The sequence below is a fragment of the Paraburkholderia sp. SIMBA_053 genome, assembly GCF_046534895.1.
Lineage (GTDB): Bacteria > Pseudomonadota > Gammaproteobacteria > Burkholderiales > Burkholderiaceae > Paraburkholderia > Paraburkholderia caledonica.
In genome coordinates this window covers 105,003-124,258 of record NZ_JAWRXU010000008.1, presented here as the reverse complement: position 1 = coordinate 124,258, position 19,256 = coordinate 105,003, and the positions used below count along the sequence as shown (strand labels likewise).

Annotated in this window: 15 protein-coding genes; 8 read left to right on the top strand and 7 right to left on the bottom strand. The window is 62.5% G+C overall.

The annotated features are described in order from the left end of the window. Positions 1-36: 36 nt before the first annotated feature. The gene (gene zwf, locus SB753_RS23175; protein WP_088172948.1) at positions 37-1,500 is read right to left on the bottom strand and encodes a glucose-6-phosphate dehydrogenase; all 1,464 of its coding nucleotides are present in this window, start codon (positions 1,498-1,500) and stop codon (positions 37-39) included. A gap of 550 nt (positions 1,501-2,050) precedes the next feature. Between zwf and SB753_RS23170 the strand changes: the two genes are divergently transcribed. The 4 genes from SB753_RS23170 to SB753_RS23155 all read left to right on the top strand — a co-directional run bounded on the left by SB753_RS23170 (position 2,051) and on the right by SB753_RS23155 (position 6,556). Beyond that, positions 2,051-3,298, top strand: a complete 1,248-nt coding sequence (locus tag SB753_RS23170; RefSeq protein WP_020065193.1) for an ABC transporter substrate-binding protein — start codon at positions 2,051-2,053, stop codon at positions 3,296-3,298. 243 nt (positions 3,299-3,541) lie between these two features. Beyond that, entirely contained in the window at positions 3,542-4,480 is a 939-nt protein-coding gene (locus SB753_RS23165; protein ID WP_027775665.1) for a carbohydrate ABC transporter permease, read from the top strand. Continuing rightward, on the top strand, positions 4,470-5,327 hold the full coding sequence (locus SB753_RS23160) for a carbohydrate ABC transporter permease (protein WP_087751355.1): 858 nt from the start codon (positions 4,470-4,472) through the stop codon (positions 5,325-5,327). Before SB753_RS23165 ends, SB753_RS23160 begins: the two co-directional genes overlap by 11 nt. 113 nt (positions 5,328-5,440) lie before the next feature. Beyond that, entirely contained in the window at positions 5,441-6,556 is a 1,116-nt protein-coding gene (locus SB753_RS23155) for an ABC transporter ATP-binding protein (protein ID WP_131318373.1), read from the top strand. Positions 6,557-6,638: 82 nt separating this feature from the next. Here the strand turns inward: SB753_RS23155 and SB753_RS23150 are convergent, their stop codons facing one another. The 4 genes from SB753_RS23150 to trxB form a co-directional block, all read right to left on the bottom strand. Beyond that, a complete protein-coding gene (locus SB753_RS23150; protein ID WP_087751353.1) occupies positions 6,639-7,556 on the bottom strand; it encodes a LysR family transcriptional regulator in 918 nt (305 codons plus the stop codon). Positions 7,557-7,655: 99 nt separating this feature from the next. Continuing rightward, the gene (locus SB753_RS23145; protein ID WP_027804182.1) at positions 7,656-8,276 is read right to left on the bottom strand and encodes a trimeric intracellular cation channel family protein; all 621 of its coding nucleotides are present in this window, start codon (positions 8,274-8,276) and stop codon (positions 7,656-7,658) included. Further along, on the bottom strand, positions 8,276-9,049 hold the full coding sequence (locus tag SB753_RS23140; protein ID WP_410802028.1) for a Smr/MutS family protein: 774 nt from the start codon (positions 9,047-9,049) through the stop codon (positions 8,276-8,278). Before SB753_RS23140 ends, SB753_RS23145 begins: the two co-directional genes overlap by 1 nt. Positions 9,050-9,241: 192 nt before the next feature. Further along, positions 9,242-10,243, bottom strand: a complete 1,002-nt coding sequence (trxB, locus tag SB753_RS23135; RefSeq protein ID WP_020065201.1) for a thioredoxin-disulfide reductase — start codon at positions 10,241-10,243, stop codon at positions 9,242-9,244. A 354-nt stretch (positions 10,244-10,597) separates the two neighbouring features. Here trxB and SB753_RS23130 point away from each other — a divergent pair, with 354 nt between their 5' ends. Next, entirely contained in the window at positions 10,598-12,913 is a 2,316-nt protein-coding gene (locus tag SB753_RS23130) for a DNA translocase FtsK (protein WP_179214115.1), read from the top strand. 427 nt (positions 12,914-13,340) lie between these two features. Beyond that, a complete protein-coding gene (gene lolA / locus SB753_RS23125) occupies positions 13,341-14,069 on the top strand; it encodes an outer membrane lipoprotein chaperone LolA (protein WP_410802026.1) in 729 nt (242 codons plus the stop codon). An 83-nt stretch (positions 14,070-14,152) separates the two neighbouring features. Here the strand turns inward: lolA and SB753_RS23120 are convergent, their stop codons facing one another. Then, on the bottom strand, positions 14,153-15,064 hold the full coding sequence (locus SB753_RS23120; RefSeq protein ID WP_410802024.1) for a LysR family transcriptional regulator: 912 nt from the start codon (positions 15,062-15,064) through the stop codon (positions 14,153-14,155). Between the two features lie 193 nt (positions 15,065-15,257). On the opposite strand from SB753_RS23120, the gene speB reads away from it, so the two are divergent. After that, positions 15,258-16,247, top strand: a complete 990-nt coding sequence (gene speB, locus SB753_RS23115; RefSeq protein ID WP_410802022.1) for an agmatinase — start codon at positions 15,258-15,260, stop codon at positions 16,245-16,247. Positions 16,248-16,339: 92 nt separating this feature from the next. On the opposite strand, the gene cytX is transcribed toward speB, so the two are convergent. Beyond that, a complete protein-coding gene (cytX, locus tag SB753_RS23110; RefSeq protein ID WP_310354475.1) occupies positions 16,340-17,656 on the bottom strand; it encodes a putative hydroxymethylpyrimidine transporter CytX in 1,317 nt (438 codons plus the stop codon). A 259-nt stretch (positions 17,657-17,915) separates the two neighbouring features. On the opposite strand from cytX, the gene SB753_RS23105 reads away from it, so the two are divergent. Next, positions 17,916-19,229 (top strand): replication-associated recombination protein A, encoded by a 1,314-nt coding sequence (locus tag SB753_RS23105; RefSeq protein WP_410802020.1) that lies wholly within the window; start codon positions 17,916-17,918, stop codon positions 19,227-19,229. The last annotated feature ends 27 nt before the right edge of the window (positions 19,230-19,256 follow it).

Here is a 19,256-nt window from a genome sequence, read left to right as displayed (position 1 = left end):
TGCTTTTTTGTTAGAGCTGCGAAAATCCGCCGCGAATCAGTTCTCTTCTTCGAGCCAGCAGGTGCCGTGCTGCGCAAGCATCGCGCTCGCGGCGGCAGGACCCCATGTGCCCGCAGCATAAGGCTTCGGCGGTTTGTTCGAAGCCTTCCATTCGTTCAGAATCGGTTCGACCCAGCGCCACGCGGCTTCCTGTTCGTCGCGCCGCACGAAGAGTGCGAGGCGGCCGTTGATCACGTCGAGCAAGAGGCGTTGGTACGCTTCCATCTGCCCTTCGCGGAAGAACTGGTCGAACGCGAGATCCAGGTGGACGCTTGCGAGATTCATGCCTTCGCCGGGCTGCTTCGCGAGACAGTACAGACGAATCGTTTCGTTCGGCTGCAAGCGGATCACCAGGCGATTGGCGCCTGCGCGCAACGCCGAAGCACCCAACGCCGAATGCGGCACCGCGCGGAAATTCACGACGATTTCCGCGACGCGGTCCGCAAGCCTTTTGCCCGTGCGCAGGAAAAAGGGCACGCCGGCCCAACGCCAGTTTTCTATCTCGACCTTCAACGCGACGAAGGTTTCGGTCGTGCTGTTCGGCTTCACGCCCGGTTCCGTCGCATAGGCGGGGACCGCGGTGCCGCGAATCACGCCGGAATGGTACTGACCGCGCACCGCGACCTTGCCGATGTCGAGCGGATTGATTGGCTTCAACGCGCGCAGCACGCGGAGCTTTTCGTCGCGCACCGAGTCGGAGTCCATCGAATGCGGCGGTTCCATTGCGACGATCGAAAGCAATTGCAGCAAATGGTTCTGAACCATGTCGCGCAGTGCGCCGGTATTGTCGTAGAAATCGCCGCGCGCCTCGACACCGAGTTCTTCCGCGATCGTGATCTGAATGCTTTCCACCCACTCGCGGCGCCACAGCGGTTCGAACAGCGCATTGCCGAAGCGCAGCGCCAGCAGGTTCTGCACGGGTTCTTTGCCGAGGTAATGGTCGATACGGTAGATCTGCTCTTCAGCGAAGATTTCGCCGACCGCATCGTTAATTGCATTCGACGACTTGAGGTCGTAGCCAAGCGGCTTTTCCAGCACGATGCGCGCGTTTTCGTTAAGGCCCACCGACGCAAGCGCGCGGCAGATCGGTACGAACAGCGACGGACCGGTAGCCAGATAAAACACGCGAATGCCGGGCAGGTCTTTCACCGCATCGCGCAGCAGCGCGAAGTCTTCTGGATTGCCCAGGTCGATCTTCACGAACTCGATGCGTTCGAGAAAGCTGGACCATGCCGTTTCGTCGACACCGTTCTTCGACACATGCGGCTTGACGTGCTCGTTGACCCATTGGATGTACTCGCCGCGATCCGCGGCATGGCGCGCCACCGCGACGATCTTGCCGCTGTCGGCCAGCATGCCACCCGCACGGTGCGCTTCATACAGTGCGGGGAGAATCTTGCGCATCGACAGATCGCCAGTTCCGCCGAAGAGAACGAAGGTGAAGCTTGAATCGGTTTGCATGAGTCTCCGTCGATGTCCTGGGGCCGCCGCGCTGACCGTTCACTGCCGTGAAAAAGGCGACCGTAGTCCGATAAAATATTTTTTGACACTGAATTGTAGTTTAACTACAATCCAAATCAAGAGGTAGCGCTAATTCGATGAAAAAAGCGTGCGCTGTCAGGTCAGTTGCGCGTTTTCGCGAATCGGCAGGCGTCCCCTGCATGTTAACGGACATTGCGTGCCGGCATAGGCCAGCCTGTCCCGGCAGCCGTTACGGAAAGCCGGGCAGTGCAGGGCCGGCAAGCAGATTCCTCGGTTGACGTGCAAGGCACCTCGAGTCTGCCGCGCGAAGCGGGCAGGCAAAAATCAAAAGAGGAGACAGTCAGTTGCATCCCGAACCACTCATCTCTTGAGCTTCCAGCGGCCGGACATCGGTCCGCCGGCACATGCCTCGCGCATGCGCCCGACCGTGCTCGATCGCCCAGTGTTTTGCCTGTTTGAACCAACCACAGCACCCTGGCGACATCAGGGGCCATTTGTTTTTTGTTCAGGTGTCTGGAGGAGATAAGCAATGAAATTTCGCGCGATCATGGGCGCTTTGTGCGCCGCAGGTCTGATGTGTGGCGTCTCGGCCGTGCAAGCTGCCGAGTCGGTCGAAGTGTTGCACTGGTGGACTTCGGGCGGTGAATCGAAAGCCGTCGGCGTCCTCAAGGACGACATGACGAAGCAGGGTTACACGTGGAAGGACTTTGCGGTTGCAGGTGGCGCGGGCGCGGCTGCCATGACGGCACTCAAGACGCAGGTGATCTCGGGCAACGCTCCGAGCGCTGCGCAGATCAAGGGCCCGCTGATTCAGGATTGGGCTTCGCAAGGCGTGCTGGTGCCGATCGACTCCGTCGCCGGCGACTGGAAGAAGAATCTGCCGCCGGAAATCGACAAGATCATGCACGCGGACGGTCACTACGTCGCTGCGCCGTTCTCGGTGCATCGCGTGAACTGGCTGTACATCAACAAGGCAGCGCTCGACAAGGCAGGCGGCAAGGTGCCGACCACGTGGCCTGAGTTCTTCGCCGTGGCCGACAAGATGAAGGCGGCAGGCATCCAGCCGATCGCGATGGGCGGCCAGCCGTGGCAAGACTTGACGCTGTGGGAAGACGTGGTTCTGTCGCAAGGCGCGGACTTCTACAAGAAGGCGCTGGTCGACCTCGACGAAAAGACGCTGACTTCGGACAAGATGGTCGGCGTGTTCGACACGGTCCGCAAGATCCAGGGCTACTTCGACGCGGGCCGCACGGGCCGTGACTGGAACCTGGCTACGGCAATGGTCATCAACGGCAAGGCCGGCATGCAGTTCATGGGCGACTGGGCGAAGGGCGAATTCGCCAACGCCGGCAAGAAGTCGGGCTCGGACTACGTATGCGCAGCAGTGCCGGGCACGGAAAAGGCTTACACGTTCAACGTCGACTCGTTCGTGTTCTTCCAGCAGAAAGGCCAGAAGGCAGCAACGCCGGGCCAACTGGCGCTCGCGAAGACCATCATGTCGCCGGAGTTCCAGGAACAGTTCAGCCTGAACAAGGGTTCGATTCCGGTTCGTCTGGGCGTGTCGATGGCGAAGTTCGACGACTGCGCGAAGAAGTCGTACGCGGATGAACAGGTCGCGATCAAGTCGGGCGGCTATGTGCCGTCGCTCGCACACGGCATGGCTCAACCCGATGCAGCAGCCGGCGCGATCTCCGACGTGGTCACGAAGTTCATGAACTCGCAGCAGGATTCGAAGAGCGCAGTTGCGGCGCTCGCGAAGGCAGCGAAGACCAAGTAAGTGAAGTAGCGAAGCGGCGCGTCCGGGACCGGACGCGCCGCTTCGCGCCGCTGAGGGTGTCGGTTCGCGTCGCGCGATGTGCGCTTTAGCCGATGCAGCCCGATGCAAGCGGCTTCACCCTGGGTTTCATAGAGTTACACCTATGCCGTTGCGGCTTCGCGTTTGTCACGTTCTCACGTTGCCGGTTGGCCGTGTGCGTCGATGCGAGTGGCCAGACGGTACAGTTTCAGCAGGAGTCGAGTAGTGACTGCTTCTATCAGCGGAAACGGGAAAACGGCCAGCGCCGCCCGCCGCGTGTCGCCCATGGCGGCCCTTGCCGATCGCTGGATCCCGAAGCTGGTGCTCGCACCCAGCGTCGTGATCAGTCTGGTATTCGTCTATGGTTTTATCGCCATCACAGGCTATCTGTCGCTGTCCAATTCGCGGCTGATGCCTCGTTATGAATTTGTCGGTCTCGACCGTTATCGCGAACTGTTCGATAACGACGTGTTCTGGACGTCGGCAGCCAATCTCGGCTGGTTCGGCATTCCGTTCATCGGCATCTGTATCGGCCTCGGTCTCTTCCTTGCGATCCTGCTCGATCAGCAGATCCGCAATGAAGGCGCGCTGCGCGCCGTGTTTCTTTATCCGATGGCGTTGTCGTTCATCGTGACCGGCACGGCGTGGCAATGGATCATGACGCCGAGCATCGGCCTCGAGAAGGTTTTCCACGACTGGGGCTGGACGAGCTTTTCGTTCAGTTGGCTCGGCGACCCCGACAAGGCGATTTTCTGCGTCGTTATCGCGGCGGTGTGGCAGTCCACCGGGTTCGTGATGGCGCTGTTCCTTGCCGGTCTGCGCGGTGTCGACGGTGAGATCTTCAAGGCCGCGCAGATGGACGGCGCGAATCTGCCCACCATCTACCGCAAGATTGTGATTCCGAGCATGCGTCCGGTGTTCTTCTCGGTGCTGCTGATTCTCTGCCATATCACGATCAAGACGTTCGACCTGGTCGTCGCCTTGACGGCGGGCGGTCCTGGCACCTCGTCGTCGCTGCCTGCCATTTTCATGTACACGTTTTCGTTCAATCGCGGGCAGCTCGGCGTCGGCGCGGCATCGTCGATGATGATGCTCGCAACCGTCGTGGCCGTGCTCGTGCCGCTCATGTATCTGGAATCGAGGAGCACCCGCAATGCAGCCTAAGATGACGATCAGCCGTGCCGTCATTTACGCGGCCTTGGTCCTGTTTGCCCTGTACTTCCTGTTTCCGCTGTACGTGATGCTGTCGACGTCGTTTAAGGACATCGACCAGTTGCGCACCGGCAACCTGCTTACGCCGCCTTCGCACTGGACCGTGGAGCCCTGGATCAAGGCGTGGAGCGGTGCGTGTACCGGCGTGCGCTGCGACGGCATGCAGCCGTTCTTCATGAACTCGGTGCGCATGGTGATTCCGGCCGTGCTGATCTCGTCGATCATCGGCGCGTTCAACGGTTATGTGCTCACGCACTGGCGCTTTCGCGGCGCCGATCCGATCTTCACGATGCTGCTGGTCGGCTGCTTCATTCCGTTTCAGGCGATCCTTTTGCCGATGGCGCGTTTCGAAGGCTTTCTCGGCCTGTCGAACACCACGACCGGTCTGGTGGTCGTGCACGTGATTTACGGTATCGCGTTCACTACCATGTTCTTCCGCAACTTCTACGTCAGCATTCCGGCTGAACTCGTGAAGGCGGCGCGCATCGACGGCGCGGGTTTCTTCACGATCTTCACGAAGATCCTGCTGCCGGTCTCGCTGCCGATTTTCATGGTGTGCCTGATCTGGCAATTCACGCAGATCTGGAATGACTTCCTGTTCGGGATCGTGTTCTCCGGCGTCGATTCCATGCCGATCACGGTGGCGCTGAACAACCTCGTGAACACATCGACCGGCGTGAAGGAATACAACGTGGACATGGCCGGCGCGATCATCGCCGCGTTGCCGACCTTGCTGGTCTACATCGTCGCCGGGCGCTATTTCGTGCGCGGCCTGACGGCAGGCGCGGTGAAGGGTTGAACCCAGGCTAGACCATCCGAGCGCGGCGGCTGCTTCGTGCATGAAAGGCACCTGGCACCGCCGTCACCGACAAGACGTTTTCAAGCAGTACCAGAGACAAGAGGATTCACAGCATGGCAAGCCTTTCCATCCGTGACGTGTACAAGACTTACCCGAACGGGGTGCCGGTTCTGAAGGGTGTCAACATCGACATCGAAGACGGCCAGTTCCTGATTCTCGTCGGCGGCTCGGGCTGCGGTAAGTCGACGCTGCTCAACATGATCGCCGGTCTCGAAACCGTGACCAAAGGCGAGATTCAGATCGACGGCAAGACCGTGAACAACCTGTCGCCGAAAGATCGCGACATCGCGATGGTGTTCCAGTCGTACGCGCTGTATCCGTCCATGACGGTGCGCGAGAACATCTCGTTCGGCCTGAACATTCGCAAGGTGCCGAAGCAGGAGCAGGCGCAGATCGTCGACCGTGTGTCGAACACGCTGCAGATCACGCACCTGCTGGATCGCAAGCCCGGCCAGCTGTCCGGCGGCCAGCGTCAGCGCGTGGCCATGGGCCGTGCTCTCGCGCGTGACCCGGTGATGTTCCTGTTCGACGAACCGCTGTCGAACCTCGACGCCAAGCTGCGTATCGAGATGCGCTCGGAGATCAAGCTGCTGCATCAGCGTCTCGGCACGACGATCGTCTACGTGACGCACGATCAGATCGAAGCAATGACGCTCGGCGATCGCATCGCGGTGATGAAGGACGGCATCGTGCAGCAGTTCGGCGCCCCGCAGGAAATTTACGACTCGCCGTCGAACCTGTTCGTGGCGGGCTTTATCGGCGCGCCGCCCATGAACTTCATCCAGGGCAAGCTCGTCGAGCAAGGCGCGGGCGTCGGCATCGAACTGGATACGGGCGTCACTCGCACGGCGTTGAACCTGCCGTTCGACTCGGCAAAGGTCAAGTCGCACGTCGGACGTGACGTCATTCTCGGCTTGCGCCCGGAGCGCATTACCGATGCGCGCGGCGCGCACGGCGACCACGCACGGCTGCAACAGATCGAAGTGAAGGTCGACGTGATCGAGCCGACCGGTCCGGACACGCTCGTCTTCGCGCAAGTCAACGGCAAGCGCGTGGTGAGCCGCGTGCACCCGGCTTCGAACCCGCAGCCGTTGACGAACACGACGCTGCTGTTCGATACGTCGAAGGCGGTGTTGTTCGATCCGTCGAATGAAGAGCGGATCGCCTGAGCCGGATCTGACTGCTGCTGTCGGTCTGAATGAAAAAAAGCCCCTTGTGTCGCGAGACGCAAGGGGCTTTCGCTGAAGGGCGTCAAGCGTCGGGGATGCGCAGATCCGGGTTGTTGCGCACGAGCTCCGTCACCCATTCGGTGAATGCGCGCAGCCGCGAACTCAGATTACGGCGATGCGCGTAAAGGATCGACAGCGGTGTGCTGGGACTCGTGTAGTTCGTGAGGATTTCCTTGAGCACGCCACGCTCGATAAGATGCGCGACCATGAAGCGCGACGGCTGGATAATGCCGTGGCCGAGCGCACCCGCGCGAATATAGACCGAGCCGTCGTTCACCGCGAGCACGCTTTTCATCGCGACCTTGACGATCTCACCGTTCACTTCGTATTCGAACGGAAACGTCTTGCCGGTTCGCGCGGAAACATAGTTGACTGCGTGGTGTCCACTCAACTCATCGAGCGTGGTGGGCGTGCCGTGTTTCTCCAGATACGCCGGCGACGCGCACGTGACGATGCGCGCCTGGCCGATACGCCGCGCGACGAGACTGGACTCTTCCGGCGTGCCCATGCGAATGACGCAATCTACGGCGTCCTGTATCAGGTCGATGTTGCGGTCGGCGAGACCGAGCCGCACGTCGATTTCAGGGTAGCGCTGGTAGAAATCGTCGAGCGCGGGCAAAAGCAGCGCACGGGCGAGCGTGCCGGACGTATCGACGCGAATCGTGCCCACCGGATTCTCGCGCTTGTTCGACAGCGACGACTCCGCGTCGGCGACTTCGGCCAGAATGCGCACGCAGCGGTCGTAGAAGAGCGCGCCGTCTTCGGTAACGCTGACCTGGCGGGTCGAGCGGTTCAACAGCCGTACGCCGACGTGTTCTTCCAGCGCCTGAATCGTCCGGCTGACTTTGGCGCGCGGCAGGTCGAGCGATTCGGATACTTTGGTGAAGCTGTTCGCTTCCACCACACGCGTAAATATCTCCATCGCTTCGAAACGGTCCATGTTTGGCCTTGTGAGTGATTGGCGGAAATAGGTTCGACGTGAAGTGTATAGGCTCGAATTAATGTTGTCCGCATCGGGTGTGGCGGGCGGCGGCTAGAGCTAATGCGGCAATCGCACGTTGAACCGGAAGGTGGCGAGCCGCGACAGCAGAATAAACGCGGTGGCGATCAGCACGCTATACACGGTGTCGAAATTCACATAATCCAGCAGCACATACAGCCAGCAGCCGACAAAAGCGCATGTCGCGTACGGCCGCGAGTCGCGCAGGATCAACGGCACTTCGTTGCACAGCACGTCGCGGATCACGCCGCCGAACACGCCCGTTGCCACGCCCATCAGCACGGACGTGAACCACGGCATCTGGGCGTCGTGCGCAATCGAGGTCCCGGCAATGCTGAAAAGCCCGAGGCCGATCGCGTCGGCCACCAGCAGCACGCGCTCGGACAGCAGGCGCGAGGTGGCTTTCAGCAGCGTGGGGGCGAACAGCGACATCGCGAAAATCGCGATCAGATATTCCTGATGCTCGACCCAATAGAACGGACGGCGCTCGAGCAGGACGTCGCGCAGTGTGCCGCCTCCAAACGCGGTGGCGATTGCGACGAGAAAGGTGCCCACAGCGTCGAGCCGACGGGTCTTGGCCTCGATAAAACCGGAGATGGCGTACGCGAAAATCGCCAGCGCCTCCATGAAGGTCAGCGCGAGCGTCAGCCTGGGATGGATCACCGTGGCTCCGCCGAAGCTCTTACGTGAGCCGGCGTAGCGCCCGGCTGCAGCAGCACGACCACAGCGCCTGCGCCGCCGTCATGCGGACGTGCCTGGCAAAACGCGATCACTTCGCTCTTCTGCACGAGCCACGCGCGCACTTTGCCCTTGAGCACGGGTTCCTTGCCGATCGAGCCCAAGCCCTTGCCGTGAATCACGCGCAGGCAGCGCAAGCCGCGCTTTACCGATTCGCGGATGAACTCAGCCAGAGCCTCGCGCGCTTCCTCGCGCCGCATACCGTGCAGATCGATCTGTGCCTGCACGATCCAGTCGCCGCGCCGCAGTTTTCGCACGACTTCCTGGCTCACGCCCGGGCGGCAATAGGAGAGCGTTTCGTCGGTGTCGAGCAACACCTCGGGGTCGAACTCGTCGGAAATCGCTTCGTGCAGCACGGCTTCTTCGTCGAGCCGGGTTTGCACCGGCAGCGGCGGCGGAGGATTGCGCGGCAACGATGCGCGCGGCGGCACCGCGAGCGGCGCTACTTCGCCGATTTCGCGGCGAAACAGATTGGCGTCTGCAGCCGCTTCGCGCTGTGCAGCCGCCGCCGCTGCGCGTTCACGCTCGCGCCGCTCGCTGTCGACCTTCAACGCATCGCGCAGCGCGCCCAGGCCCGCCAGACCCGCAGCCGGCTCGATTGCCGGCCTGGCGGCGGGGGCCGCCGGTTCCGGCGCGGGTCGCGCGGCGGCGCTGGCACGCTTGGGCTCGTTCGGATGAGGCTGGTTTTTGGGCATGGCGGCGATACAGGCGGAAAATGAGTCGATCGAGAATCGATCGAAGGTAGATCAAGCGGCGTCTTGCATGACCGTGGCGCAGCTCTGAATGCAAAAGGCCGCGGGCTTGGAGCCGCGGCCTTTGATCGAGCGAGCGGCCGGGCAAGGCCCAGCCGCCATTTTACCGTTGCGTTCGCGAAGAGACGCAGCCGATCAACGCTCCGCTTCCTGGCTCATTGCGTGCTCGCCGGCCATCTCGTTGATGGTTTCCAGATAGCGTTGCGCGTCGAGCGCTGCCATACAGCCGGTGCCTGCGCTCGTGATGGCCTGACGATACACGTGGTCCTGCACGTCGCCGGCGGCGAACACGCCCGGCACGCTGGTAGCGGTTGCGAAGCCGTTCAGGCCGCCCTTCGTGATGATGTAGCCGTTCTTCATCTCCAGTTGGCCTTCGAAGATGTCCGTGTTCGGCTTGTGGCCAATCGCGACGAACAGGCCCTGCAACGCGATGTCAGTCGTCTCGCCAGTCTGCGTGTGCTTGATGCGCAAGCCGGTTACGCCGGACTGGTCGCCCGTGACTTCGTCGAGCGTATGGTTCCACTTGATCTCGACGACGCCTTCCTTCTCTTTGGCGAGCAGGCGGTCGATCAGGATCGGCTCGGCGCGGAACTTGTCGCGACGGTGGATCACCGTGACCTTCTTCGCGATGCCCGACAGGTACAGCGCTTCTTCAACGGCGGTATTGCCGCCGCCGATCACGGCTACATGTTGCTGCTTGTAGAAGAAGCCGTCGCAGGTGGCGCAGGCCGACACGCCCTTGCCCATGAACGCTTCTTCTGACGGCAGGCCGAGATACTGCGCCGATGCGCCCGTCGAGATGATCAGCGAGTCGCACGTGTATTCGCCCGAATCGCCGATCAGGCGGATCGGCTTTTCGTTCAGCTTGGCCGTGTGAATGTGGTCGAAGATGATTTCGGTGTTGAAGCGCTCAGCGTGCTCCAGAAAGCGTGCCATCAGTTCCGGGCCTTGCACGCCGTTGGCGTCGGCGGGCCAGTTCTCCACGTCGGTCGTGGTCATCAGCTGGCCGCCTTGCGCGAGACCCGTGACGAGCACCGGCGCGAGGTTCGCGCGCGCCGCGTAGACCGCTGCCGTGTAGCCGGCGGGACCGGAACCGAGAATCAGAACCTTGGCGTGTTTCGTGGAAGTTGCGGGCATGATCGAATCCTTTTACGGCGCGCTGCTCGCCCATGCGAGGCTGCGCGACTTGGCTGAAACTGTAGATGGGTATCAGTCGGGCATTATAAAGGGCGGGGCGGCGGGCTGCTCCATGAAGCTTTCTGATCGCGGCGATAGCCCACGGCGCGTGCTTTCGAGCCGGTCGCGCGTTGATTGGACGCCTGCGTGTGGCCAATCGGCCAGGTTACCGTCATTTACAGCCTCGCGCGGGGCACTGCGTTTACAATAGGCCGGATCGAAGTTTCGGGTCGCCGGTGTCGCGCCCGCAGCCGCGCCCAGCGCGGCTCGGCTGCGCCCCGGCACACCGGATCGGCCACACAAGCAACAGGATCAATGGCAAAAGCTCCTTATACCGCGAGCGCGCAGGCATTGCCGCACCGCATGTCGCGTCTCTTCACCGAAATCCGCTGGATTCTGCAGGTCGCGCTCGGCGTTTTCCTGCTGATGGCGCTCGTCAGCTACAGCCGGCGCGATCCGAGCTGGACGCACGCCGCGCAGGTGGATCACATCGCCAACTGGGCGGGCCGCGTGGGCGCGTGGACCTCGGACATTCTGCTGCTGCTGTTCGGCCTCTCCGCTTACTGGTGGATCGTGCTGCTCGGCCGCCATATCTCCGCGAACTACAAGCGCATCACCCGTCACGAAGACTTGCAGGAAGACGCGCCGCGCGATGCCAGCTGGCTCGCGGACGCCTTTGCGTTCATGCTCGTGCTGCTTGCCTGCGACGGCATCGAGGCGCTGCGCATGTGGTCGCTCAAGGTGCAATTGCCGCGCGCGCCCGGTGGCGTGATCGGCGAAGCGGTCGCGCGCGGCGTGTCGCATGCGCTCGGTTTCACGGGCGGCACCCTCGCGCTGCTGATCGTGCTCGGCATTGGCCTGTCGTTGTATTTCCGGTTTTCGTGGCTGTCGGTGTCGGAGAAGCTCGGGGAGTCGATCATTTCGGCTGTGACCTTCGCGAAGCTGCGCCGCGAGGCGGGCCGCGACCGCAAGCTGGGCGAGGCCGCGGCGGTGAAGCGCGAAGGCAAGGTCGAGAAAGGCCGCGTGCGTATCGAGGAGCACGAGCCCGTCGTGATCGTGCCGCCGGTCGTTACGCCCGCCAAGTCGGAGCGGGTCGAGAAAGAACGGCAAGTGCCGCTTTTCACCGATCTGCCTGGCGATTCCACGCTGCCGCCTATCTCGCTGCTCGATCCGGCGCCCGCCGCGCAGGAAACCATCTCGGCGGATACGCTCGAATTCACCTCGCGTCTGATCGAGAAAAAGCTCAAGGACTTCGGCGTCGAGGTGAGCGTTGTCGCCGCGTATCCGGGTCCGGTCGTCACGCGCTACGAGATCGAACCGGCCACTGGCGTGAAGGGCAGCCAGATCGTGAATCTCGCAAAAGACCTCGCGCGTTCGCTGTCGCTGGTATCGATCCGCGTCGTCGAGACGATTCCGGGCAAGAATTTCATGGCGCTCGAACTGCCGAATCAGCGCCGCCAGACCGTGAGCCTGTCCGAAATTCTCGGCTCGGCGGTGTATGCGGACGCGGCATCGCCGCTCACCATGGGACTCGGCAAGGATATCGGCGGCAAGCCCGTATGCGCGGACCTCGCGAAGATGCCTCACCTGCTCGTCGCGGGTACGACCGGTTCGGGCAAGTCGGTCGGTATCAACGCAATGATCCTGTCGCTGCTCTACAAGGCGAGCGCCGACCAGGTCCGCATGATCCTGATCGATCCGAAGATGCTCGAAATGAGCGTCTACGAAGGCATTCCGCATCTGCTCTGTCCGGTGGTGACCGACATGCGCCAGGCGGGTCACGCGCTGAACTGGGCGGTCGCCGAAATGGAGCGGCGCTACAAGCTGATGAGCAAGCTCGGCGTGCGTAACCTCGCCGGCTACAACAACAAGATCGACGAAGCCGCCAAGCGCGAAGAAAAGCTGCCGAACCCTTTCAGCCTCACGCCGGACGAACCGGAGCCGCTCACGCGCCTGCCCAACATCGTCATCGTGATCGACGAACTTGCAGACCTGATGATGGTGGTCGGCAAGAAGGTCGAGGAACTGATCGCGCGAATTGCACAAAAGGCGCGCGCCGCCGGCATTCACTTGATTCTCGCCACGCAGCGTCCGTCGGTCGACGTGATTACCGGGCTCATCAAGGCTAACGTGCCGACGCGGATGGCGTTCCAGGTGTCGTCCAAAATCGACTCGCGCACGATTCTCGACCAGCAGGGCGCGGAATCGCTGCTCGGTATGGGCGACATGCTCTACCTGCCGCCGGGCAGCGGCTTGCCGGTCCGCGTGCACGGCGCGTTCGTGTCGGACGAAGAAGTGCACCGCGTCGTCGACAAGCTCAAGGAGCAGGGCGAGCCGAACTATATCGAAGGCATTCTCGAAGGCGGCGTGACCGGTGAGGGCGACGAGGGCTCGGCGGGCGCCGGAGCGGGTGGATCAGGCGACGGCGAATCAGATCCGCTCTACGATCAGGCAGTGGACGTGGTGCTGAAAAACAAGCGCGCGTCGATTTCACTGGTGCAGCGGCATTTGCGCATCGGCTATAACCGCGCGGCGCGCCTGCTGGAGCAAATGGAAAATTCAGGCGTGGTGTCGGCGATGTCGTCGAACGGTAATCGCGAAATTCTGGCACCGGCGCGAGAGGCGGAGTAGGCGTTATGGCGGGAAGTTTTTTCCGCTTGCCGGGCCTGCTTCGCGGATGGGCTTCTGAGGCGTGGTCCCAATGGCTGCAGCGGCCTGCTTCATGGTCGGCTTTGAACGTCCGCTTTCAATGTGGACATCAAGGACGCGGTCCCAAAATCCGCCGCGCAGAACCGGGTTCAGGGTCCTCTTCGACGCCGACTTCTAAGGCTCGTTTAAGCCTGCCTGCCTAAGCTCGGTTTGAGGCTCAGCGCAACAGACCGCAGGGACCGAAGTCTCATGCGTTCGCCCCGAGCCTCGCACAGCAAGCGTCACGCTGTGCTCACGGCCACCGGCAAACACTGCTCATGTCGATGCGCCGCAATCAGAGCCAATCAGAGTCAATCAAGGCCAGATAAAGCAGTCGCTCAACGAATTCAAATCAAGGGAGAAAAATCATATGCAGCTATTTGTGCAGCAGCATGCATCCAGCAGCGTCGGCCGGTTTGCCCGCGCAATCGCACGCGGTGTCGGTACAGCCGCGATCGGCGCGACGATGCTCGTCGCTTCGCAGGCGTTTGCGAGCGGGACCGAGCAATTGAAGGCGTTCGTCGCGCAGGTTCACTCGGCGCGCGGCACCTTCGTGCAGCAGGAAGTACGCGCGCCCAGCAAGGCGCAGGGAGCGAGCGGCGCGAGCGGCGTGCTGTCCACCACGGGCGGCGGCAAGAACGGTACGTCGAGCGGAACTTTCACGTTCGCGCGTCCCGGCAAGTTCATCTGGCAATACGAAAAACCCTACTCGCAATTGCTGCAGGCGGACGGCGACAAGCTTTACGTGTACGACAAAGATCTGAACCAGGTGACGGTGAGAAGCCTCGGCGGCGCGCTCGGCGCGAGCCCGGCGGCAATCCTGTTCGGCAGCAACGATCTGGATAAGAACTTCACCTTGCGCGATGCGGGTGTCAAGGCCGGCATCGACTGGCTCGAACTCACGCCGAAAGCGAAAGACACGCAATTTCAGCGCGTGGGCATCGGCTTCAAGGACGGCAATCTGCAAGCAATGGAATTGCACGATGTGTTCGGCAACGTGACGTTGCTGACTTTCTCGAACATCCAGAAGAATCCGCCGCTGCCCGCGGATGCGTTCAAATTTACCGTGCCGAAAGGCGCTGACGTGATCAACGGCTAACCGCTCGCCGTGCATTGATGTTTGCGAGAGAAGCCGCGCTGAACGCGCGGCTTTTTTATCGCCAGTACAACGCAGCGAGCACGCTACGCTTTAGCTTCGACGGCATGGGCTGCCTTCATGTCTTCGATGAACGCTTCGACAATGTCCGTTCTGTGCTGCCGCGTCCGCGTGACCATATGAAACGCGACGCGATAACGCATTAGCTCCGGGTTCAACGCGGCGAGCAGCCCTTGCTCGACGAACGGCGCCGCGAAGTGTCCGGGCAGGTAGCCGAGGTGATGCCCGGATAGCACGAGCATCGCGACCGCTTCCATGTTGTCCGCGACCGCGGTGACGTTGTGCGGCGTGGTCGAACTTTCGGCTTCGGGCAACGGATAGCTGCGCCACGCCCATTCGTGCGTTGCAGCTTGCTCGGGCGACACGCCGCCGGCTGAAGCAAACAGCGGATGTCCTTTCGCGCAATACGCGAACTGGTCTTCGGCAAACACCTCGGTGTATTCGAGCGACGGCACGCGATGCCAGAAATACCCGATGCCCACCTGAATCCGCCCATTGAGCAGTAACTCTTCGAGCTCGCCCGGCGAGCGCACCAGAATCGAAAATCGCACCGACTGATCGCGCGAGCGAAACCGGCCGATTGCGCTGCTAATGCGCGCACTTGCCGATACGGGCGTGTGCCCGATCATGCCGATGTCGAGGGTGCCCACGAGCTTGCGGCCGACATTGCGCGCCTGCATGCCGAAGCTGTCGACGGCACCGAGTAGCGCGCGAGCGGCGTCGGCGAACTGTTCGCCGCGCGCGCTCAGCCGAAATCCGCCGCGGCCGCGTTCGCACAGCCGATACCCAAGCCGCGTTTCGAGCGTGGCCAGTTGTGTGCTGATGGTCGACTGGCCGACGTTGAGCGTGGCTTGGGCCGACGAGACGCCGCCCGCGTCGACGATCGCAAGGAACACGCGGATGAGTCGTAAATCGAGGTCGGTGAGTTGAGAGAACATGCGTCAGGATACATCGCCGCGGATCGATGTAAAGGTTACTGCGCGGCTATTTTAAGTTGACGGGAAGTGCTCAAGAATGGAGATTCACCCGGCTTTCAGGCGTTCGGAGTGCCTTCTGAACGCATGAGCGCACGCACTATAGCCGGTTCGCACATTCCGAAAAGCTGCGTATTCTTTCCATTGCCGAGACACGATGAATACTTCTTCTTTCATTTCTCCTGAAGCCGGTGAACGGCCGCAGCCGCTGTCCGGCAATGCAATGCCGCGCTCTGGCGGCATTGCCACGATGATGCGCCTGCCGAACGTAGGCTCGGCAGAGGGATTCGACGCATGTTTCGTCGGCGTGCCGTTCGACCTGGGCACGTCCAACCGCACCGGCGCACGGTTTGGGCCGCGCCAGATTCGCAGCGAATCGGTGCTGCTGCGCCCTTACAACATGGCAACGCGCGCGGCGCCATTCGATTCTCTGCGCGTGGCCGATCTGGGCGACGTCGCGATTAATCCGTACAACCTGCACGATTCGATCGCCCGGATTGAAACCGCTTACGACGAGATACTTCAGCACGATTGCAAACCGGTCACCCTCGGCGGCGATCACACCATCGCGTTGCCTATTTTGCGGGCGATTCATCGCAAGCACGGCAAGGTCGGCCTGATTCACGTCGACGCCCACGCCGACGTCAACGACACGATGATGGGCGAGAAAATCGCCCACGGCACGCCGTTTCGTCGCGCGGTCGAAGAGGGGCTGCTCGACTGCGAGCGCGTCGTGCAAATCGGTCTGCGCGGCACGGGCTACGCGGCAGAAGATTTCGACTGGAGCCGCGATCAAGGCTTCGAGGTCGTGCAGGCCGAGGCATGCTGGAACCAGTCGCTTGCGCCGCTAATGGCACGCGTGCGCGAGCGCATGGGCGACGGCCCGGTCTATATCACGTTCGACATCGACGGTATCGACCCGGCCTTTGCGCCCGGCACCGGCACGCCTGAAATTGCCGGACTGACCGTGCCGCAGGCGCTCGAAATCATTCGCGGCGCGCGCGGCTTGAATATCGTCGGATGCGATCTGGTGGAGGTGGCGCCGCCGTATGATCCGTTTGGCACGACGGCGCTCCTCGCCGCGAACCTCGCGTTCGAGTTGTTGTGCGTGCTGCCAGGCGTCGAGTACCGGACTGCTGCTCGCTGAGCTTGGTCGCCATCCGCTGCGATGCGCGGCGGATGCAACAGAAAAGGCCTGCAAATCTAGGCCTTTTCTTTAATTACGGCGCATTGAGCCGCTCACGCGTACGCGGTTTTACGCGTCGACACGAACGCGAGATAACACACCGCGCCGATCACCAGCGCGGGCAGCGTCGCACCGAGATTCGGGAGCCATTGGTTGATCGCCTGATAAGCGGCAATGCCGATCGCCCACGCAATGAACGCGCTCAGATGCCAGCCGCCCGAGAAGCCGTAACGGCCGCGTACGTCGGCGAGCATGGCGGCTTCTATACGGCGCTTGCGCACGATGAAGTGATCGACCAGCACCACGCCGAAAAGCGGCGCGAACACCGAGCCGATCAACAGAAGGAAGTTCTGATACTTCGCCATCGGTATAAGCAGCGCGATCAATGTGCACAGCGCGCCGAACGCCGCCGACAGCATCGGCACACTGCCGCGCGCCCAGAAGGTGCCCGTCGACACCGCTGCTGAATGAATGTCGGCAAATGCGTTGTCCACTTCGTCGATCAGGATGAGCAGCAACGCAAGCCCGCCGCCGGCTTGCGCAAGCGCGCTTGTCAGCAGCGCGTCGCCGCCACCGGCGGCCAGACCGTAGATCGCGCCCAATGCATAGAACCAGATGTTCGCGATGCCATAGCCGAGCAGCGTGCCGCGGAACGTGTCGCCGGCGCGGCGGCCGAAGCGCGTGTAGTCCGCGATCAACGGTAACCATGAAAGCGGCATTGCCACTACGAGGTCGATAGCGCCGCCGAACGACATCTCGCCAGTGCCGGGGCGGCGCATCATCGCGCTCAGATCGTGCTGCGCGAGCAGGCTCCATGTGAGCCATGCCGCGCCGGCGAGCAGCAGCCAGATGCCCCACGTGCGCAGAAAGCGCCGCACGAACGAGAGCGGGCCGCTGATCGCGAGCAGCGTCGCGAGCAAGCCGAAGATGATGGTCCAGACGAGCGGCATGGAAAGACCGAATGCCTGCTTGGCAAGAGCGTCGGCGGAATCGCGCATGACGATGACTTCGAACGAACCCCAGCCGACCAGTTGCACCGCGTTCAGCACAGCCGGCACCGAGGCGCCGCGCACGCCGAGCGTCGGACGCAGCGAGGACATCGCCGCGAGCCCGGTGTCCGTGCCGATCACGCCCGCGAGCGCGAGCAGAACCACGCCGATCGCGCTGCCGATCACGATGGCCAGCAGCGCGTGCGGCAGCGACAGCCCCGGCACTAGCAGCGCGCCGGCTTGCGCGACCAGCAGGCCGATGCCGAGCGAGAACCAGAGCGCGAATGCGTCGCCGGTACGGAAGGCGCGGCGCGCGTCGGGTACCGGCGTGAGCGGCGCGTAGGTGGAACCGGCGTCGCCGGCGAGTGGATCTTGTGCCATCGGGTCTTGTCCCTGAGTCGTGTTGCTGTTGCTGTTGCTGTTCCGGTTGCTCTTGTATGCGAGTCGGCGTGCATGTTCAGGATGCGCGCCGCTCGTCCTCGCGCGGTCACTGTCATAATGCAGGACGTTTCCCACGCCTCGCGCCTTGGTCGTGCGGGTTTTGCGCTCTCGTCCGGCAGCATGCCGCCTTCAGGCCGATCATCACACGGACCATCATGCGGGCCGCGTCCGGAAAAGCCGACATTATCCCCAAAACGTCATGTTCGAAGAAACCCGTGCCAATGTTCCGCTCGCCGAACGCCTGCGGCCCCGCAATATCGACGAAGTAATCGGTCAGAAGCATCTGCTCGGCCCGAACAAGCCGCTGCGGGTCGCATTCGAATCCGGTGAAGCGCATTCGATGATCCTCTGGGGCCCGCCCGGCGTCGGCAAGACCACGCTCGCGCGGCTCATGGCCGACGCGTTTCATGCGGAATTCATCGCGTTGTCGGCGGTGCTGTCCGGTGTGAAGGACATTCGCGAGGCGGTCGAGACCGCGCAGATTCATCGCGCGAACGGGCATCAGACGCTAGTGTTCGTCGACGAAGTGCATCGCTTCAACAAGAGTCAGCAAGACGCGTTCTTGCCGCATGTCGAGTCGGGGCTCTTCGTCTTCATCGGCGCGACTACGGAGAATCCGTCGTTCGAAGTGAACAGCGCGTTGCTGTCGCGCGCGGCCGTCTACGTGCTCAAGAGTCTCACCGAGGAAGAGTTGGGCGAACTGCTCGAGCGCGCGCAACAGGAACTCGACGGCTTGACGTTTACCGACGAAGCGCGCGATGCGCTGATCGGTTCCGCCGACGGCGACGGCCGCAAGCTGCTGAACAACCTTGAGATCGTCGCGCGCGCGGCTTCGCAGCAGAAGACCACGGAGATCGACGGCGCGTTGCTCGGCAGTGCGCTCGCCGAGAATCTGCGCCGCTTCGACAAGGGCGGCGACGCTTTCTACGACCAGATCAGCGCGTTGCATAAGTCGGTGCGCGGCAGCAGCCCGGACGGCGCACTGTACTGGTTCTGCCGCATGCTCGACGGCGGCGCGGACCCGCGCTATCTGGCGCGCCGCATCGTCCGGATGGCGTGGGAGGACATCGGTCTTGCCGACCCGCGCGCCGCGCGCATTGCGCTCGACGCCGCCGAAACCTACGAGCGGCTCGGCACGCCCGAGGGCGAACTCGCGCTCGCGCAGGCGATCATCTACCTGGCCGTCGCGCCGAAGTCCAATGCCGGCTACAACGCGTATAACGAGGCGCGCCGCTTCGTGAGCAAGGACAAGTCGCGCGGCGTGCCGGTGCATCTGCGAAACGCGCCGACCAAGCTCATGAAGGAGCTCGGCTACGGCCACGAATATCGCTACGCACACGACGAACCGGATGCATACGCGGCCGGCGAGACGTATTTGCCCGAGAACATGCGCGATCCGCATTGGTACACGCCGACGCCGCGCGGCCTCGAAGGCAAGATAGGCGACAAGATGGCGCGTCTTGCCGAACTCGACGCGCAGTGGCGCAACGAGAACAAGCTCAAGAAGAGTTGAGCCTGTCCGGTGCCGCCGGTGCGCTAA